The sequence below is a fragment of the Bacillus sp. 220_BSPC genome (assembly GCF_001054655.1).
GTDB classification, from domain to species: Bacteria; Bacillota; Bacilli; order Bacillales; family DSM-1321; genus Peribacillus; species Peribacillus frigoritolerans.
The window spans coordinates 15,062-36,565 of the sequence record NZ_JVPL01000321.1 but is presented as its reverse complement, the minus strand read 5'-3'; the positions used below and the strand labels follow the sequence as shown (position 1 = coordinate 36,565).

The 21,504-nt window shown below is 41.7% G+C and carries 19 protein-coding genes and 1 pseudogene; all 20 read right to left on the bottom strand.

Annotation, left to right across the window (positions count from 1 at the left end; all coding sequences use genetic code 11):
- Window positions 1-12: 12 nt before the first annotated feature.
- The 20 genes and pseudogenes from mazG to yabG all read right to left on the bottom strand — a co-directional run bounded on the left by mazG (window position 13) and on the right by yabG (window position 21,334).
- Complete coding sequence (gene mazG / locus ADA55_RS27435) at window positions 13-1,485, bottom strand: nucleoside triphosphate pyrophosphohydrolase (protein WP_048690024.1); 1,473 nt, start codon at window positions 1,483-1,485, stop codon at window positions 13-15.
- A complete protein-coding gene (locus ADA55_RS27430) occupies window positions 1,478-3,100 on the bottom strand; it encodes a putative polysaccharide biosynthesis protein (RefSeq protein WP_048690022.1) in 1,623 nt (540 codons plus the stop codon). Before ADA55_RS27430 ends, mazG begins: the two co-directional genes overlap by 8 nt.
- Before the next feature lie 222 nt (window positions 3,101-3,322).
- Window positions 3,323-3,859 (bottom strand): stage V sporulation protein T, encoded by a 537-nt coding sequence (gene spoVT, locus ADA55_RS27425; protein WP_034316314.1) that lies wholly within the window; start codon window positions 3,857-3,859, stop codon window positions 3,323-3,325.
- Between the two features lie 187 nt (window positions 3,860-4,046).
- The gene (gene mfd, locus ADA55_RS27420; RefSeq protein WP_048690019.1) at window positions 4,047-7,583 is read right to left on the bottom strand and encodes a transcription-repair coupling factor; all 3,537 of its coding nucleotides are present in this window, start codon (window positions 7,581-7,583) and stop codon (window positions 4,047-4,049) included.
- Window positions 7,584-7,738: 155 nt separating this feature from the next.
- On the bottom strand, window positions 7,739-7,969 hold the full coding sequence (locus ADA55_RS27410; protein WP_034316319.1) for an anti-sigma-F factor Fin family protein: 231 nt from the start codon (window positions 7,967-7,969) through the stop codon (window positions 7,739-7,741).
- Window positions 7,970-8,074: 105 nt separating this feature from the next.
- Window positions 8,075-8,635 (bottom strand): aminoacyl-tRNA hydrolase, encoded by a 561-nt coding sequence (gene pth / locus ADA55_RS27405; protein WP_048690016.1) that lies wholly within the window; start codon window positions 8,633-8,635, stop codon window positions 8,075-8,077.
- A gap of 264 nt (window positions 8,636-8,899) precedes the next feature.
- Window positions 8,900-9,538 (bottom strand): 50S ribosomal protein L25/general stress protein Ctc, encoded by a 639-nt coding sequence (locus ADA55_RS27400; protein WP_034316323.1) that lies wholly within the window; start codon window positions 9,536-9,538, stop codon window positions 8,900-8,902.
- 172 nt (window positions 9,539-9,710) lie between these two features.
- Window positions 9,711-10,463, bottom strand: a complete 753-nt coding sequence (locus tag ADA55_RS27395; RefSeq protein ID WP_048690014.1) for an ATP-binding cassette domain-containing protein — start codon at window positions 10,461-10,463, stop codon at window positions 9,711-9,713.
- 13 nt (window positions 10,464-10,476) lie between these two features.
- On the bottom strand, window positions 10,477-11,250 hold the full coding sequence (ssuC, locus tag ADA55_RS27390) for an aliphatic sulfonate ABC transporter permease SsuC (protein WP_202808332.1): 774 nt from the start codon (window positions 11,248-11,250) through the stop codon (window positions 10,477-10,479).
- Window positions 11,225-12,390, bottom strand: a pseudogene (ssuD, locus tag ADA55_RS27385) (FMNH2-dependent alkanesulfonate monooxygenase). The gene ssuC and the pseudogene ssuD overlap by 26 nt, the downstream one beginning before the upstream one ends.
- Before the next feature lie 13 nt (window positions 12,391-12,403).
- The gene (locus tag ADA55_RS27380; protein WP_048690011.1) at window positions 12,404-13,384 is read right to left on the bottom strand and encodes a sulfonate ABC transporter substrate-binding protein; all 981 of its coding nucleotides are present in this window, start codon (window positions 13,382-13,384) and stop codon (window positions 12,404-12,406) included.
- 309 nt (window positions 13,385-13,693) lie between these two features.
- Complete coding sequence (locus ADA55_RS27375; RefSeq protein ID WP_034316329.1) at window positions 13,694-14,647, bottom strand: ribose-phosphate diphosphokinase; 954 nt, start codon at window positions 14,645-14,647, stop codon at window positions 13,694-13,696.
- Between the two features lie 15 nt (window positions 14,648-14,662).
- Window positions 14,663-16,036 carry a bifunctional UDP-N-acetylglucosamine diphosphorylase/glucosamine-1-phosphate N-acetyltransferase GlmU gene (gene glmU, locus ADA55_RS27370; protein WP_048690007.1) on the bottom strand — a complete coding sequence of 458 codons (1,374 nt, stop codon included), beginning with the start codon at window positions 16,034-16,036 and terminating at the stop codon, window positions 14,663-14,665.
- A 569-nt stretch (window positions 16,037-16,605) separates the two neighbouring features.
- Entirely contained in the window at window positions 16,606-16,902 is a 297-nt protein-coding gene (spoVG, locus tag ADA55_RS27365) for a septation regulator SpoVG (protein WP_034316332.1), read from the bottom strand.
- A 192-nt stretch (window positions 16,903-17,094) separates the two neighbouring features.
- On the bottom strand, window positions 17,095-17,469 hold the full coding sequence (locus ADA55_RS27360; RefSeq protein ID WP_034316334.1) for a RidA family protein: 375 nt from the start codon (window positions 17,467-17,469) through the stop codon (window positions 17,095-17,097).
- Between the two features lie 13 nt (window positions 17,470-17,482).
- Window positions 17,483-18,307, bottom strand: a complete 825-nt coding sequence (purR, locus tag ADA55_RS27355; RefSeq protein WP_048690004.1) for a pur operon repressor — start codon at window positions 18,305-18,307, stop codon at window positions 17,483-17,485.
- Window positions 18,308-18,368: 61 nt separating this feature from the next.
- Window positions 18,369-19,238 (bottom strand): 4-(cytidine 5'-diphospho)-2-C-methyl-D-erythritol kinase, encoded by an 870-nt coding sequence (ispE, locus tag ADA55_RS27350; RefSeq protein WP_048690002.1) that lies wholly within the window; start codon window positions 19,236-19,238, stop codon window positions 18,369-18,371.
- Between the two features lie 323 nt (window positions 19,239-19,561).
- The gene (locus ADA55_RS27345) at window positions 19,562-19,738 is read right to left on the bottom strand and encodes a small, acid-soluble spore protein, alpha/beta type (RefSeq protein WP_034316340.1); all 177 of its coding nucleotides are present in this window, start codon (window positions 19,736-19,738) and stop codon (window positions 19,562-19,564) included.
- A gap of 151 nt (window positions 19,739-19,889) precedes the next feature.
- Window positions 19,890-20,141, bottom strand: coding sequence for a biofilm formation stimulator Veg (gene veg, locus ADA55_RS27340; protein WP_034316343.1), 252 nt, complete (start codon window positions 20,139-20,141; stop codon window positions 19,890-19,892).
- A 314-nt stretch (window positions 20,142-20,455) separates the two neighbouring features.
- Complete coding sequence (gene yabG, locus ADA55_RS27335) at window positions 20,456-21,334, bottom strand: sporulation peptidase YabG (protein WP_048689999.1); 879 nt, start codon at window positions 21,332-21,334, stop codon at window positions 20,456-20,458.
- Window positions 21,335-21,504: the final 170 nt, after the last annotated feature.

Below are 21,504 nucleotides of genomic sequence, written 5' to 3'. Positions count from 1 at the left end.
TCTCTCCCTTAATTAAAGTCCTTTAGCTTTTGCTTCATCCCAATATGAATCCAATTCTTCCAATGTATAATCCTCAAATTTTTTGTCTGCCCTTTGAATGCACTCTTCTATATATGTAAAACGCTGGTGGAATTTCTGGTTTGCTTTGTAGACGGCTTCTTCCGCTTGTATGTCATAATAACGTGAAATGTTGACAAGCGCAAAAAAGAGGTCGCCCAGCTCTGATTTTATTCTTTCGGCATCCCTGTTCGGACTTAATATTTCCTCTTCCAATTCCTGCACTTCTTCCCTGACCTTCTTCCAGGCTTCGGAAACCTCATCCCAATCAAATCCAACCTTCGCAGCCCTTTTTTGATACTCTTCGGCCCGAAGTAAGTTTGGCAGCGATTTCTCAATACCATCCAGTATGGATTTCAGAGCTTTTGATTCGCCCCCCTTTTCACCTTCTTTGATTTTTTGCCAGTTCACCAATACATCTTCCTCACCGTTCACTTCAACATCTCCGAATACATGAGGGTGGCGCCGAATCATTTTTGCCGTAATGCCTTCAATCACATCATCTATCGTGAACATGCCCTCATCTTCACCTATTTGTGAATGAAGCATCACCTGAAGCAGGACATCCCCAAGTTCACCAACCATACCCTCATCGTCACCTTCATCGATGGAATCAATCAGCTCATATGCTTCTTCTATTAGATATTTCTTCAAGCTTTCATGAGTTTGTTTCTTATCCCACGGACATCCGTCAGGACCTCTAAGTTCTGCGATGACCCGCCGCAGCTTAGAAAACTCCCTATATCGTAAAGCTTCATCTTTAACTGGCGGAACATAAACACTCGTCAAGTTACTTAACTCCATCTGACGGTCGAGTTCGAAAAGGGCACATTTTGTCACTTTTTCCTGACTGCTGCCTGCCGCAGTTACGATATATACCTCGTAGTCATCCGGTAGCTTTTCCATCAAAGTCAGCTTCACATCGGATGCACTGAATGCGTCATATACCTGTCCGATTATCATATGCTGGGTAATGTGTAAATCATCCGGTGAAAGATCTGTTCCATCCAATAGCTGAAACCCTTCAATTGGATCGATCCTAACAGCCTGAAACAACGGGTCAAGGAAACTTTGCCCGCCTTCGAGCTTAATGGCTATTCCAAGAGCCGGACCCTTTTCAAGCAAAAGCTGTACCGTTTTTTCCGCAACCATCGGATGCCCCGGAACTGCGTATAAAACGGAACGGTTCGAGGCCTCGTCTAATAATGTTTCGGCAATTTCTTCATATACGTCTTCAAATTGGTCGTGCTTTTCATATATCCCGTCAAACGCCGTGAAATTTATTCCTTCCCTTTTCAAATCCCCGATTACCGGATGATCAGCCGTTCTGACGTAGCATTGTTCCGTTTGAACCAATTTTTTATAAATCCCTAGTGGAAGCTGCTCTAAATCCCCAGCACCAAGGCCTATTATCGTAATCTCATTCATGGTTTCGTATACTCCTATTCGTTATTATAAATCGTTTAAGCTTTGAACCTGCAGGTATAAGTGAAAGTTCTTCTTCACCGAATAAGCCTGCACGAATGGCGGTCATCAGAAACACGGCTGCACCGATCCCTACACCGATCAAAGCTTGGACCGTAGCCAACAACCGGCTTTCGCCCGAGGACATCCATTCGAATAAACAATTGAATAAAACAACCGCCGCACCCATGTAAACCGTACTCTTCAGGATTATTAGCACATGCCGCTTTTCAATTAATGTCTTTTTGATATGTACTCTCAATACCACATAAAATAATACCGTCATGATCATATACGCAAGTACTGTTGCCGAGGCTGCTCCCGCGATTTTGTAATGGGGCACCAGAACAAGGTTCAAAGCCCACTTGCTGCCCACCCCCACAATCGTGATGATCACCGGCACGAACGAATGACCTAAACTTTGAATCACTGCCGCTTCCGCCATTATGAGGGATGTGAATAAAATCGATAAAGAGAATATTGCTAAAGTAATCGTCCCTTTAACATCAGTGAACAGCATATGATTGACAGGCTTCATCGTCACCACCAGCCCGATCGCAGCAGCGACCCCGATCGTCGCACTTACACGAAGCGCCAATTTGATCTTATTCAATAATTCAAGTTGACTTTTACTCTGAACGAATCCGGATATGACAGGTACTAGCGCCAATGCAAAAGAATTAGCCACGACTGTACCTAGCTGAAGCAAAGGCTGTCCTCGATCATATACCCCTTTCCATTCTTTGGCTTCCCTTTCCCCCATCCCCGTTTCCCTTAGCAGGGAATACAGGTGCAGTGAATCGACAAACTGAAACAAGATAAGGATCAAACCAGTAATGCAAAAGGCCAACCCTTGGAAAACCAAGGCTTTGGAAATTTTGATGAAATTCACCGGTTTGATTCTTATTCGTAAAAAAAGCTTCCATTCTTCTCTTAAAATAACGAAAGCAATAAGCAGTACCAAGCCAGTAATAACGCCTGTTATCGAACCGAGGACCGCCCCCTTGCCGACAACATATTCAGAGTAGCCCTGATGCACGAATATTGTGGAAAGGACCAGTATCGTCAATACCCGGATGCATTGTTCAGCGACCTGCGAACTTGCCGTCGGTAACATGTCGTTTATTCCTTGAAAATAGCCTCTTAATACAGAAGAAATCGGCATTAATAAATAGGAATAGGCAACGATCCTCAGCAGACCGGCTAAATGCGGATCCTTCATCCATCCTGCAATCCAATCGGCGCCAAGGAATAGTGCAGCAAACATCATGACACTTATCGAACTTAAGACGACGAATGATGTCACCAATATGTCCTTGACCGCAAAGTTATTTTTGGAAGACTCCCGTTCTGCAATAAGTTTGGATATGACTACCGGAAAGCCGATTGTCGATAATGTAAAAGCAACACCGTAGAAGGGATAAACCTGTTGATAGATATAAAACCCGATGTCACCCGCAATATTCTGATAAGGTATGCGATAGGCCGCGCTCAAAACTTTTACGATAATCGCTGCAGCGCTCAAAATCAGCGCACCTCGAAAAAGTTCATTTGATGTTTTATTAGGCTTTTCAGCCATTCTTTTTCCCCTTTTCACTCATATGTGGTAGTTATTATAGCATAATTCTAATGGTTATTTTTCAATCCCAGCAATACTGTAAATCATTTTCCATATTCACCTCGAAAAATATTCTCCCCCTCTTTATTTCCGCCCCGATCCGGTTAACCTTTTAGAAAGAGCAAAAAGGACAGCGCGAATGCTGCCCTTTCCATCTTTTAAGATATGAATGCATGTCCAAGGTTACTGTTCCATTTGTCTCGCTAGGAAGCTTGCTGCTGTTTCAACCGATTTCTGTTCCACTTCACCAATGGTGCTGTCTTTAGAGAAAATCAAGACGGCACCAATCGGGTCGCCACTCGCAATGATCGGAGCTGCAGTATAAGATTGGACCTCTTCATCATTGGAATCAACGAATGAGACTTGTCCGTTCGGAGACTCCAAAACAGGATTTCTTTCTTCCATGATCTTTTCAACTAGGTCACTAACACTTTTGTTTAAGTATTCTTTTTTGGAGCCGCCTGCCACCGCAATGTAAGTATCCCTGTCACAAATCATAACTGGGTTTCCAAGGCTATCATATAGTGCTTCTGCATATTCCCTTGCAAAATCGCCTAATTCACTAATTGGAGAGTATTTCTTTAGGATGACTTCACCATCTCTATCCACAAATATTTCCAGTGGATCTCCTTCACGAATACGGAGTGTCCTGCGAATTTCCTTCGGGATGACGACTCTTCCTAAATCATCAATTCGGCGAACGATACCAGTTGCTTTCATCTAATGTTGCCTCACTTTCATCTAATTGATTTGATAAATCCTCATTTTGTAGCAAAATCATCACCAGCTATTGTACTTAGTATTTTTCTAATGGTAAGTTCTATGCACTTTGAAAAAATTTTTCTTTTTGTTGCATTTTTTTACCATGGTACCTAAAAAAATTTCTTCAAGAGGACAATCATCAATTCTAGTTTTTAGTGGCTTGCGTCTCTTTTTTTACATACTGTAAACCCTTGGCCATCTCAAATAAGATATTGAGCCATTTGCTTTGTTCCACGCCTTTTATGTGCAGGACCAGCTTCATTCGATTGCCGTCCATACCGAAGCCCACCATACGGCCATACTTCGATCCCAGCTCGAACACTTTTTGTCCATCCACATCGCTGCTGACCTTTTCCCTAAGGAGAATGCTGATTTCCTGCTTTAATTGTTTAATGCTTTCAATTCCGGCCTTTTCTGCATATACCTTCATTTCGGCAATCATGAATAAATAGGAAACCTCTTCTGGATACTCTCCGAAACGATCGATCATTTCATCCTGTAATTCTTCCACTTCTTCAAGTGAAGCGATACCTCTGAACCTTTTATACATTTCTATTTTCTGATGTCCATCCATTATGTAGGCATCAGGGATATAAGCATCCACTTCAACGTCAATTTCCAGTGTGTTCTTCTCTTCGGCTGGTTGGTCATTGCGTTTCGCATCCACCGCTTCTTTCAGCATTTGTGAATACAGATCAAAACCAACCGAATCGATGAAGCCATGTTGTTGAGCCCCTAGAATGTTTCCAGCTCCCCTGATGGATAAATCACGCATCGCGATTTTGAACCCTGAACCCAATTCTGTAAATTCCTTAATGGATTGAAGACGCTTTTCTGCCACTTCCGTCAACACTTTATCTTTCCTATAAGTGAAGAATGCATATGCCACCCGATTGGATCGACCTACACGGCCACGCAGCTGATAGAGCTGTGAAAGTCCCATTCTATCCGCTTCATTCACGATAAGCGTATTGACATTCGGGATATCAACACCCGTCTCTATAATGGTTGTACTTACCAAAACATCATATTCGCCTTCCAAAAAGCCGAACATGACGGCTTCCAGTTCTTGCTCTGTCATTTGCCCATGAGCATAGGTAACACGGGCATCGGGCACAAGCATGGAAATTTCTTCTGCTTTTCTTGCTATATCCTCTACCCGATTGTAAAGGAAATAAACCTGACCGCCCCTGGCCAATTCCCGTTCTATCGCCTCCGTTACCAATGATCCATTATACTCCATGACATAAGTTTGGATCGGAAACCGGTTCTCAGGCGGTGTTTCGATGACGGACAGATCCCTCACGCCCAGCATCGACATATGAAGGGTCCTCGGAATCGGTGTCGCAGTCAAAGTCAGTACATCCACATTAGTTTTTAACCGTTTGATCTTTTCCTTATGTGTAACGCCAAAGCGCTGTTCTTCATCAATGATAAGCAATCCCAAATCGCGGTATACGATATCTTTGGATAAAATCCTATGCGTGCCAACCACAATATCCACCGTGCCGGCCTTCAATCCTTTTATCGTCTCCGTTTGCTGCTTTTTAGTCCGGAAGCGGCTCATATGGCCAATCGAAATCGGATAATCCTGAAAACGCTCCCTTAATGTTTCATAATGCTGCTGGGCAAGGATTGTGGTCGGAACTAGAAACGCAACCTGCTTCCCATCCATTATGGCTTTAAAAGCGGCCCGGATCGCCACCTCTGTCTTCCCATAACCAACATCGCCGCATAATAAACGATCCATCGGCCGTTCCCGTTCCATATCCTTTTTGATTTCGACTATGGAACGTAATTGATCTTCCGTTTCGTTATAAGCGAATGATGTTTCGAATTCCCTCTGCATATCACCATCAGGGGAAAAGGCATAGCCCTTTGCCGCTTCTCTTTCTGCGTATAACTTGATTAAATCATCGGCAATGTTCTCAACGGATGATTGAACCTTGCTTTTGACACGTTTCCATTCCGTTCCGCCTAGCTTATAAAGCTTTGGCTCTTTTCCTTCAGAACCGACATATTTTTGGACAAGATCAATTTGGTCGACAGGAACATACAATTTATCATCCGCTTGATAACGAATATTCAGGTAATCTTTATGGACCCCATTTATTGTAAGGGTTTCAATACCTAAGTATTTACCGATACCGTGGTTAACATGAACGACATAGTCACCGATCTTCAGTTCGGAATAACTCTTGATTCGCTCTGCATTCGATAGTTTCTGTCTCCGTACCGATTTCTTTGACTTCTTATTAAACAATTCCGTTTCCGTAATGATACTGAATTTTTGCATAGGCAATTCAAAGCCACTATTCAGACTGCCCCGTAAAATCTGTACTTTACCTGGAAGGATGCTGTCAGCATTAAACAGTTCTGCTGCCTCTATATCATAGTCGGCTAAAACCGAATGCAGCTTTTTTACCCGTTCTTCATCCTGTCCAAGTATGACGACTGTATATTTCCCTTTTTTCCAACGTTCCAGTTCAGCTTTGAACACATTCATCTGTCCATGGAAATTTTGCATTTGTTTACTGGCAAAATTCAGGATATTCTGAGGATTCGTATGCGGTACATGCCGTAAAAACAATGAAAGGTATACAAACGGCCTGCTGGATTTCATTATTAATTCCTGCATGGGATGGGCTAATTTAATGTCATGGATAATTTGTCCCTGACTTAAAAGGTCCGTGTACCAACCAGCCTCTTCCTTTTCCAAAGAATCATTGATTTCCTGGATTCTACTGATTTCATCTAAGAAAACCAAACCATTTACCGGTAAATAATCTATTAAACTAGCTGGATCTTCATACGCTAAACTTAAGTATTTAAAGATTTTGTCGGGTATATTCCCCATTTTCAGCTGTTCAAGTTCATAACTGATCGTTTGGACCAGCTGTTCCTTGGTTTTCTCGTCCTTAAGTTTCTTCAAGCTTTTACTTAATCCGCTCTCGAGCCTAGTTATGATTCTTTCGATATGCTCCGTCTCTAGCAAAGCCTCACTGACGGGACCGATCGTCACTTTCTTGAGTTTTTCGATGGATCGCTGGTCTTCACTTGAAAAAGTCCTTATTGAATCTATTTCGGTATCGAATAATTCAATTCGTATTGGATTAGGCTCGGTGATCGGGTAAATATCGATGATACCGCCCCTGATACTGAATTCACCTGGAGAAGCAACCATTTCAGACCGGTTATAACCCATGGCAATGAATTTATTAAGCGTTGGTTCAAGCTCGATGTCTTCCCCTAGATTAAACGCTAGCTGATGCCTTTTCCAAATATCCTTTGGAGGAAGCACACGACGCACCCCAGGAATCGGGGCAATGACAATCCCTTTCTTTCCCTCTGCCCAAAAATTCAATGCCTCAACACGTTGGGCCCTTAATTCCGGGCTTGCAACACTCAAATCAGCCGCAATCAATTCATTGGCTGGATATATATATAATTCTTCCTCGGGAATGAAACTTGATAAGTCCTCATGGAATTTTTGTGCTTGCAATAAATTATGGGTAACTAATAAAATAGGCCTATTCGTCTTTTCATATACGGAAGCCAGCAATAGCGATCTCGAGGAACCTGTGAGACCAGAGACGATTTGCTCCTTAAGCCCTTCATCGATGCCGGCTATTAACGAATGAACATCATCTTGTTTGGAGAACAAGTTCTGCAATCCATTCATTTTCTTTCCCCCCTCTCTTTAACGTGCGAAAAACCATTTGCTGTATTTGAACTTGGCCATCACCAAGATCCTCTTTATTAACGGCAACTTTTATGTGCCCTGGTATTCCAGACAAACGGAAAAATGCTTTGGATTTTGTCCAAAGCCCTCTCCCGCTAATGAATAATATAATCGTTTTCATATAAATCAGGGTTTCTTTGCAGCGATTCATGGCAATCTTCACATATCGCCCTTACATGCATATCCCCTTCAGAATCATAAACGATCATCTCTTGTCGCTCTTCATCGGTAAGTTGATTAAAACCTAACTGCTCCGTACTCAGTGAGTGTGCCTCGATTGAGCCCAGCTTAGTTCCGCAATGTCGGCATCGATAATGGAGAGCCATTTGGTAACCCCCTATTTTTGTAATAGTGTTAGTATGTACAAAAGTATAGGGTTTTTATTCAGCGAAACAGGAAGATATTATTCTTTACTTATATCTACTCTCTGCTTATTGGTTATATTCGTTCATGACCTGTATAAATGGTTTTTCCAACCAAGATTCACATGAAGCTGCGCTTTTTTCGATCGTTGCCCCGACATGATCCCATTCTTCAGGCGAAAAACGCCCTAATACATAGTCAGATACCGGAATGCGGCCAATCGGGCGGCCAATGCCTATTCTGATTCGATTGAATTCCTGTGTACCCAAATGGGCAATTGAAGATTTTATCCCGTTATGACCGCCTGCACTTCCTTTTTGACGAAGGCGAAGCTTTCCTGGAGGCAAATCAAGGTCATCATATATTATGACCACATCCGCGATATCCACCTTAAAGAAATGCATGACAGCCGAAATGGATTCTCCTGACAAATTCATATAGGTTAAAGGTTTAAGCAATAAAACTTTTTCTCCCTTTACCATTCCTGAACCATATATACCCTTATGTTTTGCTTGATCAAGAGGGATCGACCATCTCCTGGATAACTCATCTATTACTTCAAATCCGACGTTATGCCGGGTTTTTTCATATTGTTTACCGGGGTTCCCTAACCCTACAATAATTTTCATGATTCACACTCCGTCATTACGGTTATTTAGGGAGTTACACTGGGACGAAGTTTTTCCAAGATCCATCGACCTTAGAAAAATAGTACCCTAATTTCAAGCTGGACTGCAAGCGACCGGAGAACTAATTAGGTAAAATCCAAATTAAAGGATTCCATTACGAAAAAAAATCTGTCCGATTTAAATGGATGCATCCAGAGATTGAAAAGACGTAACTCGTTAAGAGCTACGCCTATTATATCATGATTCACTTGTTTAATCCCGGCATCATGACTCTGGTGATGCCTTGGTTTCCCTGCCTTCTTCATTTTCAGGGATACCGCCATCCTGCTGTTCGCCCGTACTTATTTCCTCTTCCTGGCGAGGAGCCAAAACAGATGCAACAACTTCTTCACCATCGTGGCCGATTGTAACTTGCTTATTCGTTTGGATATCGGATATGTAGATTGTATCCCCTACCTGAAGTTCGGTAACGTCAACATCGATGGAGTCAGGAATGTCATTAGGTTTAGCCGTGACCGTCACTTCATGAAGAGACTGCTGGAGGACCCCACCGTCTTTCACGCCTTTACAAACACCGACAAGGTTAATGCGAACTTGTGCCTGTAATTGAGCGGACATATCCACAATTAAAAAGTCTGCATGATAAATGGAGTTTTTTAGTGGATCCTTTTGATAGTCAGAGAGCATGACTTTATAACTCTTACCTTCCAAGTCCAAAGAAATGATCCCATTACGGCCTATTTCCTTGATTGTCTTTTGAAGCTCGATATTATTGACGGAAATGGCCGTACTGTCATTTTTATTGCCATATACTATCGCAGGGATTTCGCCGCTTTCCCTCAAATTCCTTAAATTAGAGTGTTTTGAATCCGTACGTTCTTTTGCAGCTAATATATTACTCATACATCCTCCGCCTTCCTGAATATGAATTACAAGTTTCTCTATATTTAACATTTCCCTAAATGTTGAATCATTAAACATGAAAGGTAAAATCCGCTGGGAGCAAGAAGGCGATAAACATATGGTAAACATAGGAATTCTCTGCAAAATCTTTTTTCATTCTTTTTTCTCTAATTCAAGCGTGAATCGCTTTTTTTTCCATTTTTCCCTCAACTTGCATCACTCGGTCAAGGATTTGGGCTGCTAGTGATGAGTATTGAATACTATCCTTTTTCCGTGGTCTCGGCAGATTGATTTCCTTATTCATGACGACTTTTCCTTCTTCGATTAATATGACACGGTCGGCAAGCATTACGGCTTCTTCAACGTCATGTGTAACAAGTAAGGCAGTAAAATCCCTTTTCCTCCATAGTTCTTCAATCAGCCTTTGCATGCCAATTCTCGTCAAAGCATCCAATGCCCCTAGCGGCTCATCCAGGAGGAGAATATCAGGTTGGTTAACCAATGCCCTCGCTAATGCAACCCTTTGTTTTTGCCCCCCAGATAAAACGGACGGCCAATCATTTGCTCGATCTGCAAGGCCCACTTGCTCCAGTAATTCCATAGCGTTCGACTTCCAATCCCCTTTCAAGCCTACACCAATATTTTGAAGGATTTTTTTCCAAGGAAAAAGCCTGCCATCCTGAAACATCGTCCGTGATGATTTATTTAATCCATTCAATGGTTTTCCATTCACCAGTATCTGCCCGCCCGTCGGCTTTTCCAGTCCTGCCACAAGACGAAGCAAGGTGCTCTTTCCACATCCGCTCTTACCGACAATGGCTATGAATTCTCCCTTTTTAAATGTCAGGTCCATCCCCTTTAATACTTCAAACTCCCCAAAATCCTTTCTTACACCCTGCAACTCCAACGAATTACCATTTTTCATGTTAATGACCTCCTCATTGGTATGACGGATGCCACTTTAAGCATCTTTTTTCAATTATTTTGGCCGCAACGTCCGATATTTTCCCTAATAAGGCATATAAGAGAATACTAAGAACAACAATATCCATCCTCATGAATTCACGGGCATTCATAGCCATATATCCAATTCCGGAATTAGCGGATATTGTTTCTGCGACAATTAATGTTACCCACATGATTCCAAGTGAGAAGCGGATTCCCACCAAAATGGATGGAAAGGCTGCAGGGAGAATCACATTCCAGAATAAAGAAAAACCACTCAACCCATAAACCCTCGCCGCTTCGATTAATCCCTTATCCACCGATTTAACACCATGAAATGTATTTAAATAGATAGGAAATAGAACCCCTAAAGCGACAAGGAAGATTTTCGCTTCTTCATCTATACCAAACCATAGAATCACCAGTGGTATTAAAGCTAAATGCGGAATATTACGCAACATCTGAAGCGAGGTATCGAATAAGGTTTCAGCAATGGATGATAATCCATTTAATAAACCAAGTACAAAACCAATGATCCCGCCTATTAAAAAGCCGATGAAGGCACGCTGAGCACTGATGCCGATATAATCAATAAGTTCACCCGTCCCCAGTAATGCAACACCTGCTTGAAACACTTCAGTCGGGGCAGGCAATATCCGTTCCGATAGAATCCCCCACAAGGACAGCAGCTGCCAAGTTACCAAAAGGAGAATGGGCACAAGCCATGATATAAGGTGGAACTTATTGAACTTTTTGTTTAACTTCATCTTCAATTTCACTTCCTTTTGTAGGGTAGTGGTCATTAGCCAATATTTCCCCGAATGGGCTCGTAGCTTTTGAAACGGGTCCTTGCAGCCTCTCAACAGGGAGTAAAGGGAATAATAATTCTGCAACTCTGTACGCTTCTTCAAGATGAGGGTATCCAGATAAAACAAAGGATTCTATTCCGATTTCTTCATATTCCTTCATTCTGGCAGCAACATTTTCTGCACTTCCGACTAGTGCCGTACCCGCGCCCCCGCGCACAAGACCTACACCTGCCCATAGGTTAGGGCTGATTTCAAGCGAATCCCTGTTTCCGTTATGGAGCTGCGACATCCGCTTCTGGCCCACTGAGTCAAATCTTTCGAAAATCTTTTGTGAATTTTCAATCGTTTCGTCATCCACATACTTAATGAGTTCCTCCGCCGCCTGCCAGGCTTCTTCTTCCGTTTCTCTCACAATGACATGCATGCGAATGCCGAATCTGACTTCACGTCCGTACTCTGCTGCTTTTTTACGTACCTTTTCAATTTTTTCAGCCACTTGCACCGGCGGCTCACCCCAAGTAAGTACACATCAATATGCTTTCCCGATATATCGATGGCTGGATCGGATGAACCTCCGAAATAGAGTGGTGGGTACGGTTTTTGTACAGGTGACAACAGAATATTTCCACCTTCAACCTTTAGGTGCTCCCCTTCATAGTCCACACTCTCACCAGACATTTCCTTTCTCCAGATATCGAGAAATTCATTTGTTTGCTCATAGCGTTCCTTATGATTTAGAAACACGCCATCACCTGCCAATTCGACGGGGTCCCCCCCAGTTACAACATTGATCAAAAGACGGCCATTCGACAGCCGGTCGAAGCTTGAAGCCATACGCGCAGCTAAGGTTGGCGACATTAAACCTGGACGAATCGCAACTAGGAATTTCATTCTTTCCGTTGCGGAAATCAGTGAAGAGCCCACTACCCATGCATCCTCACAAGACCGTCCCGTCGGAAGCAAAGCCCCTTCAAAACCTAAATGATCAACCGCCTGTGCTATTTGTTTTAAATAAGGAAGCGTGATTGCCCTCCCTCCCTTTGTCGATCCTAAATAGCGACTTTCCCCATGCGATGGTAAAAACCAAAATACTTTCATTTTCATTTCCCCCTTATTGTTTTTTAAGATCTGCTGAAGCATCCAGGATATTAATCTTGCTTGGGATTAATTTAAGATGGTAAAACGTATCGGCAATCTTTTGTTGATCATCCAAAACCCCATTGGAAATCTCCTCAAGTCCATATTCTTTTCTATTTAATGTTTTTTCCAATGCCTCCACACTCATTCCAATTTCCGGAGATAGAAACTCAGCGACGTCCCTTGGGTTTTCTTCAATCCATTTATCAACTTTTATCAGTTCTTCTTTGATAATCTTCAAAGCCTCTTCATTCCCGGCAAATGAATCAGTTGCCAAAAAGAATTCCCGATTCGCCACCAGTCCTTCTCCATCCTGAATCGTTTTCGTTTCAAGTTCCAATTCCGCCGCTGATAAAAATGGATCCCATATTACCCAGGCATCTATTTGGTTTCCTTCAAAAGCAGCCCTCGCATCAGCCGGTGGCAAGTAGACGGGTTGAATGTCATCAAGAGCAAGACCTGCTTCCTCTAACGCTTTGACCAATAAATAATGAACATTGGAACCTTTATTCAAGCCAACCTTCTTTCCCTTTAAATCTTTCACATTTTTAATGGGTGAATCCTTTTGTACAACTATAGCCTCTCCTGATGGGTTTGCCGGCTGATTGGCAATATAGACAAGCGGAGCATTGGCTGCTTGTGCAAATATCGGCGGTGCCTCCCCTGTGTGCCCAAAATCAATACTGCCGACATTCAAGGCTTCAAGCAGCTGAGGTCCTGCAGGGAATTCAGTCCAATCGACTGTATATCCCACTTCCTTTAAATGTGTTTCCAGCTCCCCTTTTGATTTTAAAATATTTAATGTCCCGAATTTTTGATAACCGATTCGAATGGTCTTATCCGATTCTTTTGCATCAGCAATTGTGGAACTGTTCTTTTCCTGCCCGCATGCACTTACTATCAGCATGATGATGCTGAAGATGGACAGCAGCCATATCTTTCGTTTTTTCTTCATATTCTGCACACCCTTCTTAAACTATTTATATAAAAATAAAAGGCTCCTTTTCTTTACCAATAGGACAATAGGGCAAAAAGATGCCTAATGTTCAATGGTAAGTGAAAAGGAGCCTTCGGTAGTCCGATCGGCGTTAACCAGTATTAACTTTCATAGTTTTTCATTCCATGAATATGAATTGTATTTTGTATGGTTATTTTATTATTACTATTCTCATCTGTCAACTAAGAATTAAATATTTTCTGAAACTTTTAAACAAAAACACGGCGAGCCCGAAAAGGCCCGCCGTGTTTTCGTTTTATTTTGTTATCAATCGAATAATGTACTGACTGATTGTTCCTCATGCACACGAATGATTGCCTCTGCAATCAAAGGTGCTACAGAAAGACCAACAATTTTATCGATTTTCTTATCTTCAGATAGGGCAATCGAGTTAGTCACGACCAATTCCTTGATCGTTGAATTTTGAATCCTTTCGATGGCAGGACCTGAAAGGACTGGGTGTGTACAACAAGCGTACACTGCTTTAGCACCATTCTCCACAAGGGCATTGGCCGCTAATGTAATAGTTCCTGCAGTATCGATGATGTCATCAATCAGTATTGCTGTCTTCCCTTCAATATTACCAATGATGTTCATGACTTCAGCCACGTTCGGTCTTGGACGGCGCTTATCGATAATGGCGATCGGTGCTTTTAGGCGATCGGCCATTTTACGGGCACGTGTTACACCACCATGATCCGGGGAAACGATGACGATATCACTTAAATCTTTTTCCTTGAAGAAATCAGCTAAAATCGGAACGGCAACAAGGTGATCGATCAGAATATCGAAGAAACCTTGAATTTGAGGTGCGTGAAGATCTAATGTGATTACACGGTGGGCACCAGCCGTTTCTAAAAGATTTGCGACAAGTTTAGCTGTAATTGGTTCACGCGCACGCGCTTTGCGATCTTGGCGGGCATAACCGTAATATGGCATTACAATATTGATCGTTTTAGCTGAAGCACGTTTAAGAGCATCGATCATAATTAAAAGTTCCATTAAATTTTCATTGACTGGTTGGCTTGTTGATTGGATTACGAATACATCACAGCCACGGATACTTTCTTCAATATTAATTTGAACTTCACCGTCACTGAAACTTGTTACGCTACATTTTCCAAGTTCAACACCGATTGCTGCAGCAATTTCCTGAGCTAAATCGAAGTTTGAATTTAAAGAGAATACTTTTAAATTAGGATCTAAATACTGATTTGACATGATGACCTCCGTCGGTTATTTATTAAATTTCAAATTCTTGACATAATCTTCTTTGTTAACTTGACGAGCCCGGGCAACGGATAGGGCTTGCTGCGGTACATCTTGCGTGATGGTTGAACCAGCAGCTACATATGCCCCTTCTCCTACTGTCACAGGTGCAACCAGATTAGAATTGCAGCCTATGAAGACATTGTCTTCAATCTTCGTCAAATATTTATTTTTCCCGTCGTAATTCACGGTAATAGATCCACAGCCTATATTAACATTCTCCCCAACCTCTGCATCACCAATATAACTCAAATGTGAGGCCTTGCTTCCTTTGCCAAAAACGGTCTTTTTAATTTCGACAAAATTACCGATCTTAACGGAATCCTTAATATCTGATTGAGGTCTAACATGTGCGAATGGACCGATTTTAACAAAACTTCCAATACTGCTTTCGTGCACAACCGATTGGAGGACTTCCGTTCCATCACCAATTTCACAATTACTGATTTCCGTATTCGGGCCAATCAAGCAGTCCTGCCCGATGATACTTTTTCCTTTAATGAATGACCCAGGGTTAATGACTGTATCCTGTCCGATTTGCACATCCGCTTCAATGAAAGTTGTTAGCGGGTCGATGATCGTTACACCGTTCCTCATATGCTTTTCATTGATGCGTTTCCGTAAAATTTGCTCAGCCTGCGATAAAGCCACACGGTCATTCACACCCAATGTCTCCTCGAATTCACTGGATTGGAAAGCCGTCACCACTTCGCCTTCTTCTTTTAAGATTTCAATAACATCCGGTAAGTAATATTCTCCCTGGACATTTTCATTCGAAACCTTTTGCAGCGCGCTGAATAATGCTTGGTTGTCGAAGCAATATGTACCGGTATTTATTTCCTTAACATATCTTTCTTCTTCCGAAGCATCCTTATGCTCGACGATTTTTTCTACAAGTCCGCCTTCACCGCGGAGGACCCTTCCATAGCCAGCAGGGTTATCTGCATATGCTGTTAAGATTGTAGCTTTCGCCTGACTTTGCTCATGTAAGGCTATAAGCTCTTTCATTGTTTCCGCTTTAATCAGAGGCGTATCACCGCAAATAACAAGGGTCGTGCCACTTTTTGCGGATAAAACGCTTTCCGCTTGCATTACAGCATGTGCCGTACCTAATTGCTGTTCTTGTAAGGCATACTTGCATGAATCACCAAGTTGCTCTTGAACCTTTTCAGCACCATGGCCGATGACTGTTACAATATCTTCTATTTGAAGTTGATTGACTTGATCGATAACATGTTGTACCATTGGTTTCCCGCAAACAGGGTGCAAAACCTTATAAAGCTTAGATTTCATCCTAGTACCTTGCCCAGCGGCCAATATTATTGCATAGCGATTACTCATAACAGGCCTCCATTTTCACCTTTTTATCCACTAAAAATATTATCTCAAATAGTGATTCTTTTCAAGGTAACAATTAAAAGTACATATAATTGTCAACCAAACGGGTGAAAAATTTCCGTTATCCGACAGCTTACAAATGTCAGCATTGGGACTTGGAGCATTATTTGACATCATGAAATGAATGATATATGCCCGGTCAATGTACAGAAACATGTCTCCTCCCCTTTATCCCAAAACTCTGCCACGACCGCGCCATGCCCTATGTACAAGCCACCTGGCAGCACTGCACCCGTTGTTAACTCCCATTCCGAGATCAGGTTACCGATTCATGTCATTAGAGAGATCCCCTTACAGGAATTTCAATTTCCGGTTGATCAAAAAGGTTTTAAAAATAAAAAGGATGGGTACTTAAACTTTAGATAACACCGTAAGTTTTACAGCAAATATCTGTATGATGAGCGGATGAGTTCTAAACTTATCTGTTTTTGAATAAATAAAAAAGAGCACTACTTATGAAGTAGGCTCTAGATGCACGAATTATAAATTTAAAGTTTAAAAGTAAGGTTATTTTAAGAAGCACCTGCTCCAGCTTCCTCTAATTCAGTTTCAAGTTCTCCCAATCGATGATATTCTGTCAAGACAGCTTCTTGAATTTTCCCGCGTGTCGAGGAATTGATTGGATGAGCGATATCCCGGAATTCTCCATCTGGAGTTCGTTTACTTGGCATTGCTACAAATAAACCATTGTTTCCGTCGATCACACGAATATCATGAACCACAAATTCATTATCCAGTGTAATTGATGCGATAGCTCTCATACGACCATCCGTATTCACACGGCGTAATCTTACGTCAGTTACTTCCATTTAAGCTCACCATCCCTTTTTGTTGTTGTTAAAACTTAAAGTACATATTCAACAAAAAAACGTGAACTCCTTCTATTATCTGTAATTTTTTTAGAAAATTCAGCCTAGTTTTTAAAAACATTAAAAATCACCCATATATTACAGGGAAATTACCCATTACGAATGCCCTGAAAAATAAAAAAAAACGCCCGTTTATTTAACGAGCGCTACCACTTCTATTTCCACTAGTGCATCTTTAGGAAGGCGAGCAACCTCTACACAAGAGCGGGCAGGTTTGTGAGCAGAAAAATATTCTCCGTATATTTCATTAATCGAACCGAAATCGTCCATACTTTTAATGAATACTGTAGCTTTAATGACAGTTTCCAATGAAGCCCCAGCTTCTTTCAATACGGCTTGGAGATTCTTAAAGACCTGGTGTGTTTGTTCCTTGACATCCCCTGTCACCATTTCACCAGAAGCAGTAAGCGGGATCTGTCCAGAACTGAAAAATAACGTATCCACGATCACGCCTTGTGAATATGGTCCGATCGCTGCCGGTGCTTCATCAGTATGTATCGTTTTCATGAAATCATTCCCCCTATTCCTTTTTCGTAAAATAATTCCCACGGCTGACCTTGATTTTCTTGTCTCTTTCGACCACCTGTGTCAACTTGATTAAAGAAACATAGTCCTCGACAAGGCACTCCTCCGTATGTTCGGATTCGACCAGCACCGCAATTCCGGCAACTGTTGCCTTAAATTCATCCAATAGACTGACCATACCGTTAATGGTACCTCCAGCCTTCATGAAATCGTCTACAATCAATACATTCGAACCCTCAACCAAGCTTCTCTTAGAGAGTACCATAGTCTGGATCCTCTTTGAAGAGCCAGAAACATAATTGATGCTCACTGTAGAACCTTCCGTTACTTTATTATTCCTACTTACAATGACAACTGGAACATTCAAATAATTTGCCACGGCGTATGCTAATGATATCCCTTTGGTTGCCATCGTCATGATGACTGAGACATTTTTCTTGGCATACATTGAAGCGATTATCCTTCCAACCTTATTCACGGTTTGCGGATGTCCTAATATGTCTGTCATATATAGATAACCGCCAGGAAGTAGCCTTTCGGGACTAGCGATCGTATCGCATAATCCGTCAATGAAGGCATTGACCTCTTCTTCCTTGATGGAAACAATATATTTCACTCCACCGGCCGCACCTGGAACGGTTGTTAAAGAACCTATTCCCCGTTGTTCAAAGGTATCTTTGATGATGGTCAAATCTTCACTGATCGAGGACTTTGCCGAACTATATCTTTCAGCAAAATAAGTCAGCGAAACTAATTCCCCTGGATGTTCTAATAAATAATTGGTCATATCGACTAGCCTCTCGCTGCGACGAAATTTCATTGAGACACCCCCTTTGTGAATTCCGAATATTATATTGCAACTATACCACTAATGTACGTTTCTATTCAAGATTGTTTCGATCACCCAACAAACGGACCGCATAGACCTGATCACAGAATCCGCGAAGACCATTGTAAATCCTCTGCATGCGCGAATCATGTTCCACCAAACCAAAAACGGTCGGACCGCTTCCGCTCATCAAGACCGAATCTGCTCCAAATGTCTTCATTTGATCTTTAATGTTCGCAACCTCCGGGTATAACTGCAATGTCACTTGTTCAAGAACATTCCCCAACCCTTCACATACATCGTGATAATTGTTTTCCATAATAGCCGAAATCATTCCAGGTACATCCGGATGCTCCATTTTTGAAGTTTGGAGCCTTTTGTATATATCGGCAGTCGAAACGCCGATCGTCGGTTTGGCCAAGATGACCCAGCACTTTGGCGGTGCAGGAAGATGCGTGATTTTTTCCCCGCGCCCTCTGGCCAATGCCGTACCTCCATATACACAAAATGAAACATCAGAACCAATTTCAGCTCCGATTTCCGCAAGTTCATCCATGGAAAGACCAAGCTTCCACAGTCTATTTAAGCCTCTTAAAGTTGCTGCGGCATCACTGCTGCCACCAGCAAGTCCTGCGGCTACAGGTATATTTTTCTCTATAGTTATGGAAACACCTTTATTGATTCCAAAACGTTCCTTTAGAATAAATGCAGCTTGATAAGCCAAATTCCGATGATCATCCGGAACAAATCGATTATGGGATAGAATTTGAATATGATTTCCCTTTATTTCCTTTAGTTCAATTCTATCGGCAAGGTCGACTGTCGTCATGATCATTTCCACCTCATGATACCCATCAGGCCGTTTGAAAAGCACATCCAAAGCCAAATTAATTTTAGCCGGGGCTTTTTCCATAAGCTTCAATATGTCCACCTACTTTAACGTTCTTAAAAGTTCTTGTCCTATTCTATCATATTTGTTTATATTCTAAAGGTTTTTTCATCGTAATTTCAATGTAATGAAGCTAAGATTGGCCCTTAGAGGAGAATAGACACATGTAGGCACATTGGGGAGCAGCCACTTCCTGCATCCCAAAAGACTTGCTACATATCCATATAGCATTCACCGATACATAAAAAAACCAGACTCCTTAACTACAATGTAAGCAAAAATGAATAGAGCTATACATTGTATAAAGAGTCCGGCTTCCATCAACATGACGGCATGATACAATTAAGTGTTTTATCTTACTCTTTGTTCACCAATTGACGTTGTGCTTTTTCGATAGCAAGTTTTACCATGTTTCCTGCGTCCCTGGCCCGGATTCCTCCCCAGCCTTCTTTCTGGACAACATCGTAAAATCCAAGTTCCTTAGCCAATTCCTCTTTAAGATCATTTGACATAATCCCTTTTTTCCTGCTCAAGCGAAGCAACCCCTTTCACATGCCGTCACATGCCTAGTGTTTGCAACATACGCTATTTCATTACATCCTTTTTAAGCCTTTATTGGGACTCACAGGATATTTTATGCAAAACAAAAAGCAGCAAACAAAATTGTTAGCTGCCTCGTCTAAGTTACATCTCTTGTTGTTTGTTTAAAAATGTTAGTTCTACGGTTTCCGTTAAAACATCCGCATAGCTGTAAGATACTCTTTCAAACGCATTTTCATCTTGGTCGAGCTCAATTACAAAAACAGCCGGATAAGTTTCCGCCAAAGTTCCAAATCGTTCTACAGTCTTTCTTCTTCCACCGTTTGCTTTTAAGAGCAATCTTTTACCCAGGTTTGAATCAAGTGCAGTTTTAATATCAGCTAGAGTTTTTGGCATTTTCGGTCCACCTCACTAAGTTAAGTATATCACAATTTACAAATATACGCAAACAAAATAATAAATTATATCAGCACTTAAAAATGTAGTCAATATATTTTTATCTGAAATTCGGCAAAATCGCGAACAATTTTATTATATCCTGGGAAATGAAAAATTATGTAAACGAACTATTCCATTATTTATTAAGCCGAATTTTCGTAATTAAATCATTGCCTACGAACATTGCTCTACAAATAACCCATTTTTTTGTGAGGATATCCGAATTCTCCCCCTACCAAAAGCAAGCTGCATTCTTTCAAAATGCAGCTCGTTCATTCTTCCTGAAATGGCTTGAAAGGCAACCCGGTCCGTAACACCCCTTTTGTCTCAATTCCCCCCAGTCCCTTCTCTCCCGTTAATGTATTCCGAAGGACATCCCATACATGAATATGATCGGAAAATGGCGTAAAGCTTATCTTTCCGACGATATAAACCGGATCAAGAGCATGTATATTAACACGGGAAGGAGAACTTGCGAAATTTGCCCCCGCTTGGATCAGCGATTCAAAATGCGACTGACAAGCCCCGGCAAATATAATCAGTTGGTCTAAATGAGAAACCCTCCTTCGCGCTTCTCTAACTGTCTGTACAAAATCCTTTGAGTGACGGTAGGCATTAATATCGGACATCGGTCCTTTTGATTTTGAATAGGCATCATGACCGGTGACAACAAGAATGTCCGGCCGATAATGATCCAGCAAACCCCCGATCCTTTGGGGCATTTCCTTTTCATTGCAATAGATGCCATTGACCGGAATACCGAATTTCTGATATAGATCCATGCATTTCCTCAAGTAAGATGCATCCCCATCAACATGGAGCACCCTCCCTGGTATTTGGAAATATTCACCGCTATACCGATAGCCATTACTGGATTGATAGCCGTTTTTTTGTTGTTGCAGCTCTAGATCTTGCGTTAATAAGCGGTCAGATTGTTCTTGTAGTACTTCATTCGACCTTTGTCGATCATTTCTTTCATTATCATTAATAATCATTAAATCTTGAAAAGGTGCATCTGCAATCAGTCGGATATCTTCCCCATAAAGAATAGCTTCACGCCTTCCGTCAATATCACGGATATCAATTACCCGGAACAACACGTCGCATTTATAAGAAACCCGACCAACAATATCGTTTATTTGAATATTCATGGCCCCACCCCATGAGAAGACTTATTTTCAGCCCGCCCTAGTTTATTTTCATTCTTAAGTTATGCGAACCAATCTTGAATGGTGAAAGGTGGATATTGATTACATTTTCGGGTATGTTCCATCATGATGGGCCAATTTCAAAATAAAAAAAGCCGGAAGCTGGGAGTGAC